The following is a 21034-nucleotide window of genomic DNA, read 5'->3' on the forward strand; positions in this document are numbered from 1 at the left end:
CCCCGCCCCCCACGGGGCGCCCCCCCCCCCCCCCCCCCCCTCCCCCGTTCCCCCCCCCCCCGGCCCGCCCCGGCCCCCCCCGCCCCCCCCCCCCCCCCCCTGGCCGCGGCTCTACAGCCGCGACGCCAATGCTGCATCAAGCTGCCAAGAGCTACCCCTCCCCGACCCTCCCCTTGCCTGCGGCAAAGGGAGGGAGCACAGCACAGGACTCCTCCCATCGTCCGTTCCAGCTCCCAGCGCTAGAATGGCCACATGAACACGCTGACTTTCCGCCCTGCTACCGCCGCCGATATCCCGGCCCTGATCGACCTGGTCACCTCCGCCTACCGTGGCGATGCTTCCCGCGTTGGCTGGACCACCGAAGCCGACCTCCTTGATGGCCAGCGCATCGACGCCGCCGGCATCCAGGGCGATCTGGACCGCCCGCGCAGCGTGATCCTGCTCGCCGAGCAGGACGGCCAGCTGCAGGCCTGCTGCCATGTCGCCGATGAAAACGGCCACGGTTACTTCGGCATGTTCTCGGTCAGCCCCAACGCCCAAGGCGGCGGCATCGGCAAGCAGTTGATGCAGCGCGCCGAACAGCACGCCGCCGAGCAGTGGCAGCTGCCGACCATGCAGATGACGGTGATCGACTGCCGCGATGAACTGATCGCCTTCTATGAACGCCGCGGCTACGTGCGTACCGGCATCAAGAAGCCTTTCCCGTATGGCGATGAGCGCTTCGGCATCCCCAAGCGTGACGACCTGCAGTTCGAGATCCTTGAAAAGCCGCTGGGTGTTGCCGCATGAGCGAGACTTGGACCTTCATCTGTGCCAGCGAGGAACTGCTGCCGGGCGAAATGAAGACCGGCTTCGACGAAGTCACCGGCTCGCCGATTGTGGTGTTCAACCTGGACGGTGAGCTGTATGCGCTGGAAGACCAGTGCACGCACGAGGAATTCGAGCTGTCCTCCGGCACATTGGACCCGGATGAAGGCAGCATCGAGTGCATCCTGCACGGCGCCCGCTTCGACATCCGCGATGGGCGCGCCCTGTGCGCCCCGGCCTATACGGCGGTGCCCAAGTTCCCGGTCAAGCGCGAACACGGCGGCATCTGGTCGCGCGATGACCGCGACTGAGCTGGTCATCAATGGGGGAACCCTGTCCCAGCGGCCGAGACAGAGCACGGTATCTGGCCCCCGCTCCAGGGCAGTCCGAGCCCGCATGGCGTGATCCGATCTGGCGGATACCGGGCCGCTGCCGTGGACAGCCAATTCATCCATCGCGGCCGCCCCGTACCCGGAAGATAGCTGAGGTATACCCAGTACCTCAGAATTGAAAACGCAAACAATTCTCAATAAGATGCGCATCTGTCGCGATAACGCGAAATTAACGGTCTGCGCTTTTCCTCATGTCCTCCCCATCCGCCAAGGCTCAACTGCTGACTGTCGCCACCGTGCGGCAGCGCCTGCCTTGGCTGATGCTGGTATTCGGAATGTTGCTGGTCTGGGCCGTGGCGTTGCAGGCCAAGGCGGTGGTCAATGCCCCGCTGGCAATGGAATGCTTCGACCAGGTACTGGTTTCGCCTGAACCCGGTCATCCGCAGCACCCGCTGGAAATGGCCGCCATCAGCGAATCCGGCGGCGAGTCCTCCCGCCTGACCCGACCGCGCCCGGCAGCCATGCTGTCCAGCCCGGTTCCACTGGCCCTGTTTACCCCCAGCCGCATCTTCGTGACTGCCGCCAGCGACACGCTGCTGCGGCACGCGGTTGAACGCGCGCAACGCTATCCGTTGGCGCCCTACCTGCTGCTCAATCCCGGCCACGCCCCGCCGCGTACCCACGCCGCCTAAGCAGCAGCATCAGGCGAACCTGCGCGTTCAGCGCGCGCCGCCTTCGATACCTCCGCTTTCCACTTCCGCCCGCGGCGCCATCGGTCCGCCAGGCCAACCTGTTCCTTTTCCCCCGGATATACCCGTCCATGACCCATATCAAGACCCGCAAGTACGCCCCGCGCGCCACCATGCTCGCCACCGCCACCCTGGCTGCCGGCTTCTCGCCGCTGACCGCCTTTGCCGCCGAAGGCGACGCCGACTCTGCCAAGAACAAGGCCACCGATCTGGACAAGGTGCAGGTCCGCGGCAGCTGGTTCGCGCCGTCCTCGCCCAAGTTCACCGCTGAACTGCTGGATACGCCGAAGTCGGTGTCCGTGGTCACCGAGAAGACCATCCAGGAGATCGGCGCGACCAACCTGGTCGACGCACTGCGCATGGTTCCGGGCATCACCTTCGGTGCCGGCGAAGGTGGCAACTCCACCGGTGACCGCCCGTTCCTGCGCGGCTTCGACGGCCAGAGCAACATGTTCGTCGACGGCCTGCGCGACGTCGGTACGCAAACCCGCGAAGTGTTCGACCTGGAGCAGCTGGAAGTGGTCAAGGGCCCGAGCTCGGCCTACGGCGGCCGTGATTCCGGCGGCGGCAGCATCAACCTAGTCAGCAAGACCCCGAAGCTGAAGAACGAAACCAGCGCCAGCATGGGCATTGGTACCGACAGCTATGCGCGCGGCACCGTGGACGCCAACTACGTGCTCGGCGATGGCATCGCCGCACGTTTGAACCTGCTCAAGCACGAATCCGACATCGCCGGCCGTGATGCCGCCAATGTCAGCCGCTGGGGTATCGCGCCCTCCATCGCCTTCGGCCTGAATGGCCCGCTGCAGCTGATCGCCAGCCACTACCACCTGGAAACCGACGACCTGCCCGACGCAGGTGGCTTCCCGTACGGCGACCCGGCGACCAAGACCACCGTTGGCGCACCGCTGGTTCCGAACCGCAACAACTACTACGGTCTGATCGACCGTGACTTCCAGCGCACCCGTGCCGACATCAGCACCCTGGATGCCAGCTACTCGTTCGGTGAACACAAGCTGCGCAACATCGCGCGCCTGGGCAACACCAGCAATGACTATCTGTGGACCCAGCCGGATGACAGCAAGAACAATCCGAACCTGTATGGCACCCTGTGGCGTCGTACCAACAACCGCGCGATCGACACCAAGACCCTCGCCGACCAGCTGAGCCTGACCGGTGCCTTCCAGACCGGTGGCCTGAAGCACAGCTACAGCGCCGGTGTTGAGTACAGCGAAGAGAAGAGCAGCAAGGGCGGCTACAACATCGGCGGTGCCGGCACCAACAATCCGGTGGCTCCGACCAACACGCCCCAAGCCTGCAACCCGGCGTGGGGTACCGGTGCCGCCACCGGCTACAACTGCACCGATTTCTACAACCCGAACCCGAAGGATCCGTGGTCGGCCACCCACCCGGTGACCCGCACCAACAAGGCGCTGGATATCGAGCAGACCACCAAGACCAAGTCGGTGTATGCGTTCGATACCATCGAGCTGAGCGAAAAGTGGTTGGTCAACCTCGGCCTGCGCTGGGACGACTACGACACCGAGCAGGTCACCCCGGTCCTGAACAAGGCCCCGACCGTGCTGCGCAACAGCGACGGCTTCCTTAACTACCAGGCCGGCGTGGTGTTCAAGCCGACCGCCAACGGCAGCATCTACCTGTCCTACGGCACCTCCTCGACCCCGCCGGGCATGGACAGCGGTGAAGGCAATGACTCGATCAGCGCCGCCATCCAGAACCTGAAGCCGCAGGAAACCAAGAACTACGAACTGGGCACCAAGTGGGACCTGCTCGACAAGCGCCTCAACCTGACCGCCGCCATCTTCCACACCGAGATGAGCAACGCACGTGTCACCGTTGACTCCGGCAACACCGAGAACGCTGGCAAGAAGGCGATCAATGGGTTGGAGCTGGGTGTCAGCGGCCAGATCACCGACAGCTGGAATGTTTCTGCCGGCTACACCTACATGGACTCGGAGCTGAAGGACAACGGCTTTGTCTGCGGCGTCACCGTGCCGCGCGGCCAGCCTTGCCCGGCCGGCAAGTACATCGTCTCGCCCAACAACGGCAACATGTTCCCGAACACCCCGAAGCATGCCGCGACGCTGTGGACCACCTATGCCCTGCCGTTCGGCCTGACCATCGGTGGTGGCGCCAGCTACGTCGACAAGCAGTACGGCGATGCGGCCAACACCAAGTGGATCCCGAGCTACACCCGTTGGGACGCCATGATCGGTTACGCCATCCAGAACAACATCAGCCTGCAGTTGAACGTGCAGAACCTGACCGACAAGGTCTACTTCACCAAGGCCTATGCCTCGCACTACGCGAGCATCGCCCCGGGCCGCGCGGCCACCCTGGCGCTGAACGTCAAGTTCTGATCCAGGCATGACCAGCAACGGCGGCAGGTGCAAACCTGCCGCCGTTGTGCTTTCCGTCGCTGCCGCGACAGGCGACGGCAATCCCCAGCAATGGCTACCATCAGCGATCAAACGCCGATCAACGCCGGTCACAGGCAAAACTGATGTCCAACTCCTTTCCAAGCGATGCCGCCGCACTGGCACAGCAACTGCGGGACGACCCGCAAGGCACGTTCGCGCAGATCCGGGAGGCAGCACTGAGCGGCCAGCTGGATGCACAACTGCTGCTGGCCCAGCTCTACATCGAAGGCAAAGGCGTGGCGCGCGATGAACAGGCCGCCCTGCTCTGGTACGAAACCGCCGCCAACAACGGCAGCGCACTGGCAATGAACATGCTGGGCCGCTGCCATGAGCTGGGCCAGGGCTGTGCACCTGACGCCACGCTGGCGGCGGTCTGGTATCGCAATGCCGCCGAAGCCGGCCTGGATTGGGGCATGTACAACCATGCCAACCTGCTCGCCACCGGCCGTGGCGTGGCACAGGACCGGGCCAAGGCGCTGGCGCTGTATACACAGGCCGCCCACATGGGCCATGCCAAATCGATGAACCTGCTGGCACGGCATCTGGAAGACGGCCTCGACATCGAACGCGACCCGCAGGCGGCACTGGCCTGGTACCAGCGCTCGGCCGAAGCCGGCGATTTCCGCGGCCAGGCCAACCTCGCCTCCATCCTGCTACAGCAGGGCCAGATCGAGCAGGCCGTGCATTGGCTGCGGCTGGCGCTTGCCAGCGGCAGTCCCGCGTTCATGGCGCATATCGTGCCGGAACTGGCTGCATCTCCCCATCCGCAGATCCGCGCACTGGTCGCCTGAGCCAGGCCCCGAGGAACTTCAATGCTGCTGCATATCCCCAACGTACTCAGCCCCGAACAAGTCGCCCGGTTCCGTCAGAAACTCGATGCGGCCGACTGGACCGACGGTCGCGAGACCGTGGGCCACCTTGGCACCCACGCCAAGCGCAACGAGCAGCTGCCGGAGAACTCCCCTCTGCGCCGCGAACTCGGCGAGACCGTGCTGCTGGCACTGGCCAGCAATCCCACCTTCTTCAGCGCAACGCTACCGTTGAAATACCTGCCACCGCGCTTCAACCGTTACAGCGGCGGCGGCACCTACGGTTTCCATGTCGATGGTTCGGTGATGAACCTTGGCCAGGGTGAGCAGTTGCGCTCGGATGTGTCCTGCACCCTGTTCCTGTGCGAGCCGGAAGAGTACGAAGGCGGCGAGCTGATCATCGCCGACACCTACGGCGAGCACGAAGTGAAGCTGCCGGCCGGTGACCTGGTGGTGTACCCGTCCAGCAGCCTGCACAAAGTGCAGCCGGTAACACGCGGCGCGCGGCTGGCCTCGTTCTTCTGGGTGCAGAGCATGGTCCGCGACGATGCGCACCGGCGCCTGCTGTGGGAAATGGATACCTCCATCCAGCAGCTGACCCAAGATTGCCCGCAGCACCCTTCCCTGGTCAGCCTGACCGGGATCTATCACAACCTGCTGCGGCAATGGGCCGAGACCTGAATTCCTTCGCCCCGGCCTCAACGCGAAGCGGCAACAAGACCGTAGCCCGGGTAAGCGCAGCGCACCCGGGGCGCTTGGCGGAAGCCTGAAAGACCGGGCAATTCGTGCTCCCGTGTGCGCTGCGCTTACCCGGGCCACAGAACTGCACTTACCCGAGTCACCACAGTTCCCGCAGTGAAGCGCATGGCAGGAACGGCTTGATAAACGTCAAGTTGATAGCAATTCTCATTTGCAAAAGTTAACGAATCGTATCTACAATGCCGCACCGCGAACGCCGGCCTCTGTCGCCGCGTCCGCAATCCGGGGATACGAATGCAGCAACCACAGCGCCAGCACGCACAGCACAACGCCGTTTCCGGCGCTGTTGGCCTGCGTCCGCTGGCCTTGGGCATGCTGTTGCTGTTGTCGCTGCTGGCTGCCCTGTGCCAGAGCGGTACCCAGCTGTCCCGGCTCGGCCTGGCCCAGAACGGTCATGCCTCGGCGCCGGCCGAAGAACGTCAGGGCGGCGACCGCCACCTGGAAGAAGAAAGCCCGGCCAAACTGCGCCGGGTTGCACAGCTGCGCGCACCGCGCGCCGCCCTGCCCCTGCCAAGTGTCCAGCAGCTGCTGTCTGCCGCGGACGACTTCAGCTCCATCCGCACGGTCATCCCGGCATCCGCGCCGGTCATTGCCCATGCGCTGGCCAGCCCGCGCCAGCAACGCGGGCAGGCGCCACCGTTGAGCTGACGCTCCGCGCGTAGTCGTTTTCGCTTCACCCCTCTCTTCTTCCCAGCTCGCCCCTGCACGCGTCCGCGCCTGCGGTGGTGGCGGCTGCAACCTGCATTCCTTGATCGAGGTATTCCCATGGCCCTGCGCCAGCGTCACCGTGTGTCCGTTTCCCGCCACCTGCTCAGCCTCGCCGTGCTCGGCGCCATCAGCGCCAGCGCCCATGCCAACGGCAGCGGCGCGCCAACCACACTGGACAAGGTCGTCGTCACCGCCAGCGGTTTCGAGCAGAAGATCACCGATGCCCCGGCCAGCATCTCGGTCATCACCCAGGAAGAACTGGCCAAGCGCCCGTACATCACCCTGCTCGATGCCGTGCGCGACCTGGAAGGCGTGGACGTGGGTGAAACCCGCGACAAGACCGGCCAGGGCAGCATCTCCATGCGTGGCATGGGCTCGGACTACACGCTGATCCTGATCAACGGCCGCCGCCAGAACAACCATGGCGACATCTACCCGAACAACTTCGGCGGCAACCAGTTCAACCACATCCCGCCGCTGGATGCGATCGAGCGCATCGAAGTGATCCGTGGTCCTGCTTCCACGCTGTACGGCGCCGATGCGATGGGCGGCGTGATCAACGTCATCACCAAGCGCACCCTGGACAGCTGGCACGGCTCGGCCACCCTGGCGCGCAGCTTCGAGACCAACGACGAGTTCGGCGATGACCGCACCGTCGACCTGTTCGTCACCGGCCCGCTGCTGCCGGGCACGCTCAACCTCAGCGCGCGCGCCAGCTGGTATGACCGCGACGCCTCCAACCCGACCTACTCCTCGGTGACCGACCCGGCCGGCAACCAGCACAACCGTGCACTTGGCTTTGGCGCTGGCGGCAAGACCGTGGACAACACCAACAAGGCCGGCGGCATCACCCTGGCATGGACCCCGACCGAGGCGCAGACCATCACCCTGGACTACGACACCTCGCGCCAGGAGTACGACAACTCGATCAAGATCAACGACAACGGCGAAGAGGAATACCCGGTCGGCACGGTCGATAGCATCAGCAGCATCTGGCGCAGCAGCAACTTCTGCCGCAACGGTGTGGGCACCACTGCCGCCCGTTGCAGCGCCAGTGGTGGCACCTGGGCACGACGTGCCGATCCGCGCGTTGGCTATAGCGCGAGCCAGGAATTCACCCGCGATGCCTGGGCGCTGACCCACGAAGGCAAGTGGGGCTTCGGCAACAGCTTCGTCTCGCTGGCGCATGTGGCCACCAACAACGACGGCCGCACCATGCCGTTCACCGTGGCCGAGCGCGAGCACCTGCTGCAGATGATCGATGGCACCGGTACCTACGCCGGCATGAGCCTTGCCGACCGCCGTGCGCTGGCCGCCTCCACCTTCCTGCCGCGCCCCAAGCGCGTACTGGAGAGCGCGCAGTACACCTTGGACGCCAAGGTCGACATGCCGTTCCAGGCTGCCGGCGAACACGTTGCGGTGTTCGGCACCCAGGTGATCCGTGGCGAACTGACCGACGGCGTGTTCGGCACCGAAGCCGGCGATCCGGGCCGCAAGCAGGAACACAACATGTACTCGCTGTTCGCCGAGGACACCTGGACCGTGATCGAGCCGCTGGCGATCACCTATGGCCTGCGTTTCGACGACCATGAAGTATTCGGCGACCACCTGAGCCCGCGCCTGTACGGCGTGTACACCGTCAACCCGCAGTGGACGGTCAAGGGCGGTGTCAGCACCGGCTTCAAGACCCCCAAGACCACCCAGCTGTATGACGGCGTCACCGGCTTTGGCGGTCAGGGCACCTCGCCGATGTTCGGCAACCCCGACCTGAAGCCCGAGACCAGCACCAGCACCGAACTGGCGGTGTACTGGCAACACCCGGATGGCCACAACTTCAACGCCACCCTGTTCCACAACAAGTTCGACGACAAGATCTCCTCACAGCCCTGCGGCGCCGGCCTGACCCTGGCCTGCACCAGCACCGGCGAGTACGCCGATCTGGGTTATGCCACCAGCAGCAAGACGGTGAACATCGACGAAGTGGTGATCCAGGGTGCGGAAGTTGCTGGCCGCTGGGAGATCAGCGAGCGCTTCGGCCTGCGCGCCAACTACACCTACACCGACAGCGAACAGAAGAGCGGCGCACAGAAGGGCCTGCCGTTGGGCAACAGTGCCAAGCACATGGCCAATGCCACCTTCGACTGGCAGGTCAGCGACCGCTTCAACCTGTTCCTGACGGGTGAAGCGCGCTCCAAGCGCTTCAGCGGCGTCAGCGCGGTGACCGGCGAAGAGCTGTACTTCAAGGACTACACCGTGTTCCATCTGGGCGCCTCGTTCCAGGCCACCCAGTGGATGAAGATCAACGCCCGCATCAACAACCTGCTGGACCGCGACTTCACCACCTACCAGACCCGCTTCAATGATCTGGACGGCAGCGGCATCTACGGTGACGCCACCAACGAGGTTCTGTTCGAAGACAACTTCAACAACAAGGACAAGGCGCGCAGCTTCTGGCTGAGCGTGAACCTGAGCTTCTAAGCACGACGCCCCCTCCCTTGTGCGCAGCACAGGGGAGGGGTTCCCCGTGTCAACGCCGCACATCCTCAAGCGTTACCAGCACAAGCAGAACCGCCCCCCTCCTTTTCACGAAGTGAAGGGGAGGGCTGGGGAGGGGTAGCTTTTGATCTTGCTCCCAGCTTCAGGCTTGGGGCCATAACCATGGCAACAGCCAGATCAAAAGCTACCCCTCCCCAGCCCTCCCCTTGCCTACGGCAAAGGGAGGGGGCGAAGCACCTTTACAAATTGCGAATCATTCTCATTAGTGCTCTAATCGTCGTCCTTCCATAATCCCGATTCCCGTGTCCGCAGACCGCAGCACCGCCACCACCGTGCAACAACAGGCCAGCCGTGGTTTCTGGTTGCGCACCCTGCATCAGTGGCACTGGATCAGCTCGGCGGTCTGCCTGATCGGCATGCTGTTGTTCTCCCTGACCGGCATCACCTTGAACCACGCGTCCAAGATCGAAGCCAAGCCGCAGGTGCAGAACCAGCAACTGGAACTGCCCGCACCGGTGCTCAAGGCCCTGGGTGATCGCGAAGACGGCAATGCGCCACTGCCTGAGCGCGTGGCGGATTGGTTGTCCAATCGTCTGGATGTGTCCATCGGCAGCCGCGAAGCCGAGTGGTCGCCGGAAGAAATCTATCTGTCCATGCCCGGCCCCGGCAGTGATGCCTGGCTGAGCATCGACCGCGAAACCGGCGCGGTGGAGTTCGAGAAGACTCGCCGCGGCTGGGTTTCCTACTTCAATGACCTGCACAAGGGCCGCAATGCGGGCCCGGGCTGGGGCTGGTTCCTCGACGTGTTCGCGGTGGCCTGCCTGGTGTTCTGCATCACCGGCCTGTTCCTGTTGCACCTGCATGCGCGGCAGCGGCGCATGACCTGGCCGCTGGTCGGCCTGGGCTTGCTGATCCCGCTGCTGATCGCCCTGCTCCTCATCCATTGACCGTCTTTCTCTCCGGAGTCGCACCATGCGCGTCACCCTGACCATCGCCCTGAGTGGCCTGATCGCCACCGCTCCTGCCGCCTACGCCGCCAGCCTCGACGTCAACGTCGAAGTGCCCAAGCTCAACGTGGCCGAATACCACCGCCCCTATGTCGCGGTGTGGATCGAAGGTGCCGACCAGCAGGTCGCCGCCAACCTGTCGGTCTGGTACCAGCTCCGCGACACCGCCGAAGGCCATGGCACCAAGTGGTTGCCGGACCTGCGCCAGTGGTGGCGCAAGAGCGGCCGTACCCTGCAGGTGCCGGTCGATGGAGTGACCGGCCCGACCCGTCCGGTCGGCAAGCACCAGCTCAGCTTCAGCGACCGCCAGCCACAGCTGCGCACCCTGCCCGCCGGCCAGTACTCGCTGGTGGTGGAAGCCGCGCGCGAAGTCGGTGGCCGCGAACTGGTCAAGATTCCCTTCACCTGGCCGGCCCGTGCCGCGCAGAACGGCAGTGCCCAGGGCACCTCCGAACTCGGCGCCGTCACCCTTGCCGTCAAGCCCTGATCCCCATTACCAACGGAGCCAACCGATGAAGCGTTCCCTCCTGCTTGCTGCCACCATCGCCGCCGTGCTGCCCTTCTCCGCTGCCGCCCACAAGGCCTGGCTGCAGCCGTCGCAGACCGTGATTGCCGGTACCAACCCGTGGATCACCGTGGACGCCGCCGTGTCCAACGACCTGTTCTACTTCAACCACGTACCGCTGCGCCTGGACAACCTGGTGATCACCGCACCGGACGGCAGCACCGTGCAGCCGCAGAATGCCGCCACCGGCAAGTACCGCAGCGTCTTCGACGTCGAACTGACCCAGCAGGGCACCTACCGCCTGGCCACCGTCAATGCCGGCCTGTCGGCCAACTGGCAGGAAGACGGCAAGCCCAAGCGCTGGCGCGGTAACGCTGCCACCTTCGCCACCGAAGTGCCGAAGGACGCCAAGGACCTGAAGGTCTCCGAGACCGCCGGCCGCATCGAAACCTTCGTCACCAACGGCAAGCCGAACAACACCGCGCTGGCGCCGACCGGCAAGGGCATGGAACTGATCGCCCTGGGCCACCCGAACGACCTGTTCGCAGGCGAGCAGGCCAAGTTCAAGCTGCTGGTCGATGGCAAGCCGCACGCTGGCCTGGAAGTCGAGATCACCCGTGGCGGCACCCGTTATCGCAACGCCCAGGAAGAGATCAAGGTCACCACCGACGCCAACGGCGAGTTCTCGGTGACCTGGCCGCAGGCTGGCATGTACTGGCTGGAAACCGGCACCGAGGACAACAAGACCTCGATCCCGCAGGCCGCCGTCCGCCGCCTGAGCTACGTGGGCACGCTGGAAGTGCTGCCGCAGTAAGGCTCTAAAAGCCCCTCTCCCGCGTGCGGGAAAGGGGTTGGGGTGAGGGCAAGGCCGAAGCCGGGCTCCTGAAGCCGCGGCAGACCCACAAAAGCGAAAGCTCCCCTCATCCGCCCCTTCGGGGCACCTTCTCCCGCCTGCGGGAGAAGGGACCAACTGCACCCAGACAGTTTCCGATACCGATGTCCTCCAACTCCGACATCGCCGCCCTTGGCGGCCACACCATGGGCACCAGCTGGAGCGTCAAGCTGGTGGCTGCACGTAGCCGTGATCTGCATCCGCTGCATGCCGGCATACAAGCCGAGCTCGACCGCGTGGTCGCGCAGATGAGTACATGGGAATCGGATTCGGACATCAGCCGCTACAACCGCGCCGCCGCCAACAGCTGGCATGCACTGCCCGATGATTTCTGGACCGTGCTCAGCACCGCGCGCGATATCGCCGAGCGCAGTGCTGGCGCCTTCGATCCCAGCATCGGCCCCTTGGTCGCGCTGTGGGGCTTTGGCGCCGACGCGGGCGCGCAGGTTGTACCCGATCCCGCGCAGCTGGCCGAGGTCGCCGCTCGCTGCGGCTGGAACAAACTGCAGTTGGATCCGCAGACACAGAGCGCGCTGCAACCCGGCGGCCTGCAGCTGGACCTGTCAGCCATCGCCAAGGGCTACGGCGTGGATCTGGTCAGCGCCTGGCTGCGCCGTATCGGCATCAGCGCCGCGCTGGTCGAAGTCGGCGGCGAACTGCATGGCTACGGTTTGAAGCCCGACGGCCAACCCTGGCGCGTGCTGGTCGAATCCGCACCGGAAGAAGACGCCGGCGCCGAGTATCCGCCACGCGTGCTGGCGCTCGATGACCTGGCGGTTGCCACCTCCGGCGACCGCTGGCACCAGTTCGAACGTGATGGCGTGTCCTATAGCCACACGCTGGATCCGCGCAGCCACGCGCCGGTCAGCAGGGCCGCTGCAGCGGTCACCGTGATCGCCCGCGACGCCATGCAGGCCGATGCCTGGGCCACCGCACTCACCGTGATGGGCGCCGATGAAGGCCTGGCCTTCGCCAACCAACATGATCTGGCTGCACGTTTCATCACCCGCGCCGATACTGGGCTCGTGGAAACCATGACCCCCGCCTTCCAGCGTTACCTGGACGCCAGCACGCAATGAACCCCAACCGCTCCACGCGTGCAGTGCTCGGCAATCTCGCCGTTGGCCTGGGTCTGCTGCTTATCGCCCTGATGCTGCTGCGCCTGCATCTTGGCGAGCGCTGGTGGCCGGCTGCTCCACTGGCATCGCAATGGTGGGTGGCAGTGGCGGCTTTGACCATCTACGCAGCGGCCTGCTTCGCGCTGTGGTGGTGTACCCGCCAGCGCGACGACGACAGCGGCGACAGCAAGGAACCACCGATCCTGGTGGTGTGGGCCAGCCAGACCGGCTTCGCCCAGCAGCTGGCACAGCGCACCGCCGCGCACCTGCGCGGCGCCGGCCACAAGACCAGACTGCGCGGCATCGACCAGGTCGATGCATCCCTGCTCGCCGGCAGCCGCCAGGCCTTGTTCATCGCCGCCACCACCGGTGAAGGTGATCCGCCGGACCACGCTCTCGCCTTCCTCAGCCGGGTAATGCCGCAGCCCTTGAAGCTTCCGCAGCTGCAATACGCCGTGCTGGCGCTGGGCGACAAGACCTATGAGCACTACTGCGCATTCGGCCATCAACTCGACGAGTGGCTGCGCACGCATGGCGCACAACCGCTGTTCGATACGGTGGAGGTGGACAACGCCGATGCCGATGCGCTGCGCCATTGGCAGCAGCTGCTGGGCCAGCTGGGTGGCGAGGCCGCCAACGCAACAGACTGGAGTGCACCGGCCTATCAATCCTGGCTGCTGCGCAGGCGCGACGTGCTGAATCCCGGCAGCGTTGGCGGCAAGGTATTCCACCTGCAGCTGCAGCCCGCGGATGGAGCGCTGCCGACCTGGCAAGCTGGCGACATCGCCGAGATCGGCCCACGTCAGTCCGCCGCTGCCGTGCTGCAGTGGCTGCAGGCAAACCATTTCGATGCTGCCACCGTGCTGGCCGACGGTCGCACGCTGGGGGACGCCCTGGCCCGCTCCTATCTGCCCGACAGCGCCGATAGCCGCGACGCCAATGCACTTGCCGCCAGCCTCAAGCCACTGCCGCACCGCGAATACTCGATTGCCTCGATGCCAGGCGAAGGCAGCCTGCAGCTGATGCTACGCCGGCAACTGCGCCCGGACGGGACACCCGGTCTGGCCAGTGGCTGGCTCTGCGATTACACCGCTATCGGCGACAGCATTGATCTGCGCCTGCGCAGCAACAGCAACTTCCATCCGCCGGGCAATGACGCACCACTGATCCTGATCGGCAACGGCACCGGTATCGCCGGCCTGCGTGCGCATCTGCGAGCACGCATCGATGCCGGCGCACGACGCAACTGGCTGCTATTCGGCGAACGCAACGCAGCCCACGATTTCCATTTTGGTGCCGAGCTGCAGCAGTGGCAGCGCGAAGGCGGAATCGAGCGCTTGGACAGCGTCTTCAGCCGCGATGATGGCCAGTTCCATTACGTGCAGGACGCACTGGCCGCGCATAGCGACGTGCTACGGCAATGGCTGGATGACGGCGCAACCATCCTGGTCTGCGGCAGCCTGCAAGGCATGGCCCCGGCGGTGGACAAGGTCATCATCGACGCGATTGGCGAAGATGCGCATCAGGCGCTGCGCATCGCAGGACGTTATCGCCGCGACGTCTACTGACCGTCGGCCATAAACACCCACCTGTAGTGCCGAGCCATGCTCGGCAGAGGCCTTACCGGTAATGCCCATGCCGAGCATGGCTCGGCACTACAGGTGAAGCTTTGCACCGCTGGTTCTTTGACTTCGCGGCTTACGCCGCTCCTACAACAGCCGGGGCCACCTTAATCGCCAGCAACTCACCGCCGCCATTGAGCGTGTAGCGCTGCCGCTCGCCCGCCCCCAACCAGGCGGTATCGCCGGCCGACATTGCCGGCAGCACGCCACCCTCGAATTCGGCCTGCCCAGCCAATAGATGGATCGCCCACGCGGCCTGCGGCTCGGTGAAGAACAGCATGTTGCCGACCAGCGGCCGGTGCAGCAGCTCGGCCTGCAGCGCCTCACGCCGCCACATCAGGTTGAAATCCTGGGTCACGCCATCGACCAGTTCACCCACCAACTCCGCCTCGCCAGCGAAGCGCAGGCGCTGATACGGCGGCAGCAGGGTTTCGCAACGGCCATCGGCAAAGCGCAGGCGCAGGCCTTCGCCCTGCAGCAGCACCAGCTCACGTTCGACACCGGGGAAGGCGGAGAAGGCCGCGTCCTGTTCGATCTCGGCGATCGACAAACGCAGCTGCCAATCACCCTGCTCCGGCAGACGCAGGATCTCGCGCGTCCAGCCCAGACCATTGCGCCAGCGCTCGCGCTGGTAGAGGGCGGACGGGATGACGCGGGAAGGAGAGTTCAATGTGTGCATCCGGCAATGATGCCATCAGCGCGCGGATGGCTGCTTCTTTTGTGGGAGCGGCGTGAGCCGCGAAGCCACAGAGCCAACAGCGCAGAGCAACAACAACCCCTCCCCAGCCCTCCCCTTTGCTACGCAAAAGGGAGGGAGCGTAAAGCACCCCTCCCCAACCCTCCCCTTTGCTGCGCAAAAGGGAGGGAGTAGAAGCACTTACTTCGGCATCGCCAGGTTCTCTGCCGTCAGCGGCTTGCCCGCACGTGGGGTGGTCGCGATCACGGCATCGGCCGGCAATGCCGTGCCCTTGTCCAGACGCGCCTGCACCCGATCCAGCGCTTCGTACACGTACGGCAACAACGGCAGGTAACGCGAGCCGTAATCCGGCAGGCCGAGGAAACCATCGAAGTGCTGCACGTTCTGCACCTTCCAATAGCTCACCTCACGCCCTGCAGTCTTAGCCGCGGCGGCATACGGCGCGCTGCTGAAAGCCGGCGGAATCAGACCATCGTCAGCGCCATGCACCACCATCACCGGCAGGCCCTTGCGCGGCAAACCAGCATGCGTGGCCTGGATACCGGCCTGCACACGCTTGGCGTCTTCGCCCTGCCCGTCCCACAGTCCACGCAGGCACTTCAGGCCGGCATAGGTCAGGTCCGGCAAGGCGACCTTGCTGTCGAGCAGGCCAACACCTGCGCCCGGCGGAATGCCGCTGCCATCAGAGATCCACGCCGCACGTTCGACGGCGGTCGCGGCGCGCGGCGAGAAGTCCGGGTTCTGTGCCGCAAAGTTGAAACCGCAGGGGTGCTCGCCCACGCCATAACGGCCGTAAGCCGAGGCATAGGTCGCGGCGATCGCACGCCACAGATCGAAGCCGGTGGACAAGGCACCCGCACGCAGCGATGCGTCGGTCCAGCCCTTGCTCAGCATCAGGTCGTAAGCCGATTTGGCCTGCGCAGCCGGGGTCGCGCCGCTGATGAAACCTTCCGCCGCCAGCGTCGCGCAGCGCACAGCCGCGCCGGCCTGCAACGCAGCCGTCAGCGGCGGCTGCGGCAGGTTGCTCATGTGCAGCTGCGCGCACGGCATCAGCAGCGCCGCTTCGGTGCTGTAGTCGTACAGCGCACGTGCACCCGGGCCGCTGGAATAGATGCTGGGTTCACCGGCCACCACGGCATCCAGCCAGTCGCCCTCCAGCTCGGCCGCACGCAGCACCGCGCCGCCACCGTTGGAAATGCCGACGGCGATGATGCGGGTGTTCTCAAAGGTGAAAGGCGCAGCCTGCGGATAGGCTTCTGCCAACGCCAGCAGCGCGAACTCGGCGGCCTGCTTTACGTGGCGGCCCCAATCGGCCTCCGGGTTGTCCTTGGAGTGCGCATGCTTGAATGCAACACCCGAAGCATTGATCGGCGCATCCGGCACGAAGGCAAGGTCGCTCACTTCACCCAAGGCACCGACCGTGCCATTGGCACGCACGCCAACCTGCGCGTTCAGATCGTAATAATCGCTGCCTGCGCCCTTGTCGGTATAGACCACGGCACAGCCCTTGGGCAGGCCCCAGGCAGCGGCGACCGACACGGCGCCATAGATGCCACGCGAGCCCGACGCCGGTGCGACCAGCACGCAGCGCTTGCCGGTATCGAAATTGTCTGGAATCTGCGCCAGCACGCGGTGCGGCTGCTTGGCACCGGGCAGGCGCGCGAACGCCGAATACTCCCGGCCGGGCACGCTCTGCAGGCTGCCGAACAATTCACCGTAGCCACCGCCGGGAGCGAGGTCGGCAATACCGCGCCAGCTGCCCCACATCGCCCGGCGACGCAGTTCATCGACGGTCGGCGCACTGGCGTCGGCGAATGCCGGCGGCGCCATGCTGCGCAGGCCGGCCAGGCCGAGCCCGGCGGTAAGCAGGTCGTCACTGCCGCGGTGTTCGCTGCGGAGTTCGTTGCTGAACATGGAAGGCTCCACGGACTTGGATGCTGGGCCGCTGGCACAGGAGGCCAGGCTCAGTCCGACGAATAGGCCGCAGGCGGCGCGCAGTAGGGATTGGCTCATGGACGCACCCTAGCAGAGCCGCAGTACCCGGCTCATCGTACTTAAGTACCACACGCTTTTAGCGCGACGGCTGCTAGGTTTCCACCATCCCCCAAAGCAACAATCGGAGTTCCCCATGGACCGCTTCCTGCAAGGCCGCACCGCACTGGTGACCGGCAGTACCTCCGGCATCGGCCTGGCCATCGCCCAGGCCCTGGCCAGCGCCGGCGCGCGCGTGGCCATCAACGGCCTCGGCAGTGCCGAGCAGATCGAGGCGGCGCTGAAGAGCGTCACCGATGCAGGCAGCGAGTCGCAGCACTTCGATGCCGACCTGCGCAAGCCCGACCAGATCGCGCACATGCTTGAAGCCGTGCAGGCCTGGGGCAACATCGACATCCTGGTGAACTGCGCCGGCATCCAGCACGCCGCACCGCTGGCCGAACAGCCGCCACAGAAGTGGGACGACATCATCGCCATCAACCTCAGCGCGGCCTTCCACACCATGCAGCAGGCGCTGCCGGGCATGGCCGAGCGCGGCTATGGCCGGGTGGTCAACATCGCCTCGGTGCACGGTCTGGTCGCCTCCAAAAACAAGGCCCCTTATGTGGCCAGCAAGTTCGGCATCGTCGGCCTGAGCAAGGTCGCCGCGTTGGAATATGCCGCTGCCGGCAGCCGTGACAGCGGTGGCGTCACCGTCAACTGCGTGTGCCCGGGCTGGGTGGAAACCCCGTTGATCGAGCCGCAGATCCAGGCCCACCGCAATGGCGGCAGCCGCGACGACGGCGTGCGCGCCCTGCTGGAAGAAAAGCAGCCCAGCCTGCGTATGTCGCTGCCGGAAGACATCGGCGCGATGGTGGTGTGGCTGTGCCGCCGTGAGGCGCACAACCTGACCGGCGCGGCGATGCCGATGGACGGCGGCTGGACCGCACAGTAAGTCTGGAAATGCAGGAGGAAGCGGGCAATGGCTGAAATCCACGGCATACTGCCCCGGGTGCACGCTGCCGAGCAGCCGGCACCCGCTTCCTTCCAGCCAGTTAGCACTGCCATGCCCAGCCTGTTGATTGCCGATGACCACCCCCTGTTCCGTGCCGCCCTGCGGCAGGCTGCCAGCGAGGCCGTCAGCGATCTATCGGTGCGTGAAGCCGAGTCACTGGAAGGCGTGTTGGCCGCACTGGATGCCGCGCCGGATACCGACCTGATCCTGCTCGACCTGCATATGCCGGGCAATCATGGCCTGGCAGGTCTGGCGGCGATCCGTGCCCAGCATCCTGGCGTGGCGGTGATCGTGGTCTCGGCCAATGACGACCCGCGCGTGGTACGGCGTGCGCTTGATCATGGCGCTGCGGGTTATCTGCCCAAGAGTTCTGGTTTGAACGAGCTGCGCGAGGCGATCCGCTGCGTGATGGCCTGCGAGCAATGGTTGCCGGCCGCGCTGCGCGCCTCGGTGTCGCGCGCACAATCGTCCACGCATGACAGCGAACTGGCAGCGCGGCTGGCAAGCCTGTCGCCGCAGCAGTTCCGCGTATTGGCGCTGGTCGCCGAAGGCCTGCTCAACAAGCAGATCGCCGACCGCCTTGATGTGCAGGAGCGCACGGTCAAGGCCCATCTCTCCGCCATCTTCGAGCGGCTGGGGGTGCGCAACCGCACCCAGGCCAGCGTGGTGCTGCGTGAGCTGGAATTGAGCGACCCGGCGCGGCAGGCGCTGTGATCCCGGCCGAAGCCTTGTAGGAGCGGCGTAAGCCGCGAAGCTGGTAGACCTCCCAGCTTCAGCCAAACCAATCCCACGCATTATTGATTGCATTTATTTCGGTATCGGAACCGATGCCAGCTTCGCGGCTTACGCCGCTCCTACAAGCTGTTGTTCCTACTGATCAGCTTGTGCAGCAACATGCCCATCACCATCGCCGGCACAAACCACAGCACTTCCGGTGACAACACACCCAGGCCAACCAGTGCCGGGCCCGGGCAATAACCTGCCAAGCCCCAACCGATACCGAACAAAGCCGCACCGATCAGCAACGGCCGATCGATGCTGCGCAGATCCGATATCTGGTAGCGCTCGGCAAACACCGGCGCCGGACGTCGCAGCACAAAACGGAACAACAGCATCGTCGTCCCAACCGCGCCGCCAAGCACAAACAGCAGCGCCGGATTGAAGTCACCAAACACATCCAGAAAACCCAGGATGCGCTGCGGATCGGTCATGCCCGACATTGCCAGCCCCAGCCCGAACAGCGCACCGGAAACCAATGCAGCCAAGCTGATGCGTGACGTACTCATGCCAGGTGCCTCACGACATAGGTAGTTGCTATCGCAGTTGCCATGAAGGTCAACACCGCGGCAAACGAACGCATCGACAAGCGTCCCAGACCGCAGACACCGTGGCCGCTGGTACAGCCGTTGCCCATGCGCGTACCGAAACCCACCAACACGCCGGCCACTACCAACAACAACGGCGAGAATCCCTGTCGCGGCGAATACGCACCCGGTACCAGCCACAGATACGCGGCGCCGGCGCCGATCAGGCCAACCAGGAAAGCCACGCGCCAAGCCAGCTCGCCGCTGCGCGGCATCAACACACCACCAAGAATGCCGCTGATGCCGGCGATACGCCCGGTCAGCCACAGCAGCAAGGTGGCAGCGATACCAATCAGCACGCCACCGGCCAGCGCCATCATCCAGCTGTTCATTGCGGCTTTCCGATCTGATCCAACGGCAAGCGCAGATAGCGCACACCATTGGCATCCGCTTCCGGCAGGCGACCGCCACGGATGTTCACCTGCAGCGCGGGCAGGATCAGCTTCGGCACCGGCAGGGTCGCATCACGCTGCTGGCGCATCTGCACGAACGCTGCCTCGTCGGTGCCGCCCTTCAGATGCACGTTGTTCTGAAGTTGCTCATCGATCGAGGTCTGCGCCTGTGCCTCGCGCCGGTTGCCCGGATAGTCGTGGCACAGGCAGATGCGGGTATCGGCAGGCAACGACAGGATGCGCTGGATCGATGCATACAGGCGATGCGCGTCGCCGCCGGGAAAGTCACAGCGCGCGGTACCGGTGTCGCTTGCAAACACCGTGTCGCCGACGAACGCGGCATCACCGATCACATAGGTCAGGCTGTCATCGGTATGCCCCGGCGTAGCGATCACCCGCGCGCCCAAGGCTCCAACGTTGAAGGTATCGCCGTCGTCGAACAGCCGGTCGAACTGGCTGCCGTCAGCGATGAACTCATCGCCCAGGCCAAACACCGTCTTGAAGTGCTGCTGCACCTGCACGATGCCGCGACCGATGGCCACCGGCGCCTGCAGCTGATCAGCAAGATAGCCGGCAGCACTGATATGATCGGCATGCGCATGGGTTTCCAGTATCCACGCCACCGTCAGCAGCTTGCCGCGCACGAACTCCAGCAGCGCATCGGCCGAAGCGGTGCTGATGCGTGCACCGGCGGGCTCGTAATCCAGCACCGGATCGATGATGACGGCCATGCCGCCGACCTGGTCATAGGCCACGTAACTGAAGGTGCCGGTGTCCTTGTCGTAGAACGGTTCGACCAAGGTTGATGAAGGCTGCGGCTGGCTCATGGGGTGCCTCGCTTTTAATTTAGATTTTTCTAAATTAGGCTAGTACCTTCCAAAGCACAAGCCCGAACCTCAACGCTCATGATGCGCGCTTCAGACATGGATATGGGGCGGATGCAGCGGCACGCCGAGCAGGCGGCGCAGCTGCTGAAGTCGCTGGCCCATCCGGCCCGCCTGCGCGTGCTGTGCCGCCTGGTGGAAGGTGAAGCCTCGGTGGGCGAATTGCAGGCGCAGGTTGGCCTGTCGATGTCTGCACTGTCACAGCACCTGGCGGTGATGCGTGAAGCGGCGCTGGTCAGTACCCGGCGCGAAGCCCAGACCATCTACTACACGCTGGCTGACAGCCCGGCGCTGGGCGTGATGCAGGCATTGCATGCTGCGTACTGCGGGAATGCCGAGATCCGGAGTTCCTGACCACCCAATTCGCCGAACTCCGTAGCCCGGGTAAGGGGCCGCCCCCCCGGGGGGGCGGGGGGAAACCCCCCGGGGGGGGGGGGGGACCCGGGGGACGGCCGGCCGCCCGGAA

General features: G+C 65.2%; 21 protein-coding genes. 16 read left to right on the top strand and 5 right to left on the bottom strand.

Translation table 11 applies throughout. The features are described 5' to 3' along the window. Nucleotides 1–252: 252 nt before the first annotated feature. The 13 genes from ACVOLI_RS16655 (at nt 253) to ACVOLI_RS16715 (ending at nt 14191) form a co-directional block, all read left to right on the top strand. A complete protein-coding gene (locus tag ACVOLI_RS16655; RefSeq protein ID WP_303749186.1) occupies nt 253–789 on the top strand; it encodes a GNAT family N-acetyltransferase in 537 nt (178 codons plus the stop codon). Further along, nucleotides 786–1118, top strand: a complete 333-nt coding sequence (locus tag ACVOLI_RS16660; protein ID WP_303749185.1) for a non-heme iron oxygenase ferredoxin subunit — start codon at nt 786–788, stop codon at nt 1116–1118. Before ACVOLI_RS16655 ends, ACVOLI_RS16660 begins: the two co-directional genes overlap by 4 nt. A gap of 272 nt (nt 1119–1390) precedes the next feature. Then, complete coding sequence (locus ACVOLI_RS16665; protein ID WP_481615263.1) at nt 1391–1831, top strand: hypothetical protein; 441 nt, start codon at nt 1391–1393, stop codon at nt 1829–1831. Between the two features lie 128 nt (nt 1832–1959). Further along, a complete protein-coding gene (locus ACVOLI_RS16670) occupies nt 1960–4269 on the top strand; it encodes a TonB-dependent receptor (RefSeq protein ID WP_481615264.1) in 2310 nt (769 codons plus the stop codon). A gap of 143 nt (nt 4270–4412) precedes the next feature. Continuing rightward, nucleotides 4413–5120, top strand: coding sequence for a tetratricopeptide repeat protein (locus ACVOLI_RS16675; protein ID WP_481615265.1), 708 nt, complete (start codon nt 4413–4415; stop codon nt 5118–5120). 21 nt (nt 5121–5141) lie between these two features. Beyond that, nucleotides 5142–5819, top strand: coding sequence for a Fe2+-dependent dioxygenase (locus ACVOLI_RS16680; RefSeq protein WP_481615266.1), 678 nt, complete (start codon nt 5142–5144; stop codon nt 5817–5819). A 312-nt stretch (nt 5820–6131) separates the two neighbouring features. Continuing rightward, nucleotides 6132–6545 carry a hypothetical protein gene (locus ACVOLI_RS16685; protein WP_481615267.1) on the top strand — a complete coding sequence of 138 codons (414 nt, stop codon included), beginning with the start codon at nt 6132–6134 and terminating at the stop codon, nt 6543–6545. Between the two features lie 117 nt (nt 6546–6662). Continuing rightward, on the top strand, nt 6663–9083 hold the full coding sequence (locus tag ACVOLI_RS16690) for a TonB-dependent receptor domain-containing protein (RefSeq protein WP_481615268.1): 2421 nt from the start codon (nt 6663–6665) through the stop codon (nt 9081–9083). A gap of 320 nt (nt 9084–9403) precedes the next feature. Next, nucleotides 9404–10048: a PepSY-associated TM helix domain-containing protein gene (locus ACVOLI_RS16695; protein WP_481615269.1), complete on the top strand. Its 645-nt coding sequence runs from the start codon at nt 9404–9406 to the stop codon at nt 10046–10048. Nucleotides 10049–10073: 25 nt separating this feature from the next. Next, entirely contained in the window at nt 10074–10595 is a 522-nt protein-coding gene (locus ACVOLI_RS16700) for a DUF2271 domain-containing protein (protein ID WP_481615270.1), read from the top strand. A 25-nt stretch (nt 10596–10620) separates the two neighbouring features. Further along, nucleotides 10621–11427 (top strand): DUF4198 domain-containing protein, encoded by an 807-nt coding sequence (locus ACVOLI_RS16705; protein ID WP_481615271.1) that lies wholly within the window; start codon nt 10621–10623, stop codon nt 11425–11427. A 176-nt stretch (nt 11428–11603) separates the two neighbouring features. Next, nucleotides 11604–12584 carry an FAD:protein FMN transferase gene (locus ACVOLI_RS16710; RefSeq protein ID WP_481615279.1) on the top strand — a complete coding sequence of 327 codons (981 nt, stop codon included), beginning with the start codon at nt 11604–11606 and terminating at the stop codon, nt 12582–12584. After that, entirely contained in the window at nt 12581–14191 is a 1611-nt protein-coding gene (locus tag ACVOLI_RS16715) for a sulfite reductase subunit alpha (protein WP_481615272.1), read from the top strand. The genes ACVOLI_RS16710 and ACVOLI_RS16715 overlap by 4 nt, the downstream gene beginning before the upstream one ends. A 130-nt stretch (nt 14192–14321) precedes the next feature. Here ACVOLI_RS16715 and ACVOLI_RS16720 read toward each other — a convergent pair whose 3' ends face one another. Both ACVOLI_RS16720 and ACVOLI_RS16725 read right to left on the bottom strand, forming a co-directional pair. Continuing rightward, nucleotides 14322–14915, bottom strand: a complete 594-nt coding sequence (locus tag ACVOLI_RS16720; protein WP_481615273.1) for a HutD/Ves family protein — start codon at nt 14913–14915, stop codon at nt 14322–14324. A gap of 207 nt (nt 14916–15122) precedes the next feature. Further along, nucleotides 15123–16955, bottom strand: coding sequence for a 3-hydroxybutyrate oligomer hydrolase family protein (locus ACVOLI_RS16725; RefSeq protein ID WP_481615274.1), 1833 nt, complete (start codon nt 16953–16955; stop codon nt 15123–15125). A 115-nt stretch (nt 16956–17070) separates the two neighbouring features. Between ACVOLI_RS16725 and ACVOLI_RS16730 the strand changes: the two genes are divergently transcribed. Together ACVOLI_RS16730 and ACVOLI_RS16735 are read left to right on the top strand one after the other, a co-directional pair. Further along, on the top strand, nt 17071–17868 hold the full coding sequence (locus ACVOLI_RS16730) for a 3-hydroxybutyrate dehydrogenase (protein ID WP_481553536.1): 798 nt from the start codon (nt 17071–17073) through the stop codon (nt 17866–17868). A gap of 111 nt (nt 17869–17979) precedes the next feature. After that, a complete protein-coding gene (locus ACVOLI_RS16735) occupies nt 17980–18642 on the top strand; it encodes a response regulator transcription factor (RefSeq protein WP_296250722.1) in 663 nt (220 codons plus the stop codon). A gap of 140 nt (nt 18643–18782) precedes the next feature. Here the strand turns inward: ACVOLI_RS16735 and ACVOLI_RS16740 are convergent, their stop codons facing one another. The 3 genes from ACVOLI_RS16740 to ACVOLI_RS16750 are packed head-to-tail and all read right to left on the bottom strand — an operon-like array spanning nt 18783 to nt 20511. Next, nucleotides 18783–19214: a DUF6691 family protein gene (locus ACVOLI_RS16740; RefSeq protein WP_481615275.1), complete on the bottom strand. Its 432-nt coding sequence runs from the start codon at nt 19212–19214 to the stop codon at nt 18783–18785. Continuing rightward, nucleotides 19211–19624 carry a YeeE/YedE family protein gene (locus ACVOLI_RS16745; protein WP_481615276.1) on the bottom strand — a complete coding sequence of 138 codons (414 nt, stop codon included), beginning with the start codon at nt 19622–19624 and terminating at the stop codon, nt 19211–19213. The genes ACVOLI_RS16740 and ACVOLI_RS16745 overlap by 4 nt, the downstream gene beginning before the upstream one ends. Continuing rightward, nucleotides 19621–20511 (bottom strand): MBL fold metallo-hydrolase, encoded by an 891-nt coding sequence (locus ACVOLI_RS16750; protein ID WP_481615277.1) that lies wholly within the window; start codon nt 20509–20511, stop codon nt 19621–19623. Before ACVOLI_RS16750 ends, ACVOLI_RS16745 begins: the two co-directional genes overlap by 4 nt. A gap of 111 nt (nt 20512–20622) precedes the next feature. On the opposite strand from ACVOLI_RS16750, the gene ACVOLI_RS16755 reads away from it, so the two are divergent. Next, nucleotides 20623–20922 (top strand): ArsR/SmtB family transcription factor, encoded by a 300-nt coding sequence (locus ACVOLI_RS16755; protein ID WP_481615278.1) that lies wholly within the window; start codon nt 20623–20625, stop codon nt 20920–20922. The last annotated feature ends 112 nt before the right edge of the window (nt 20923–21034 follow it).

The organism is Stenotrophomonas sp. STEN029 (assembly GCF_056760015.1).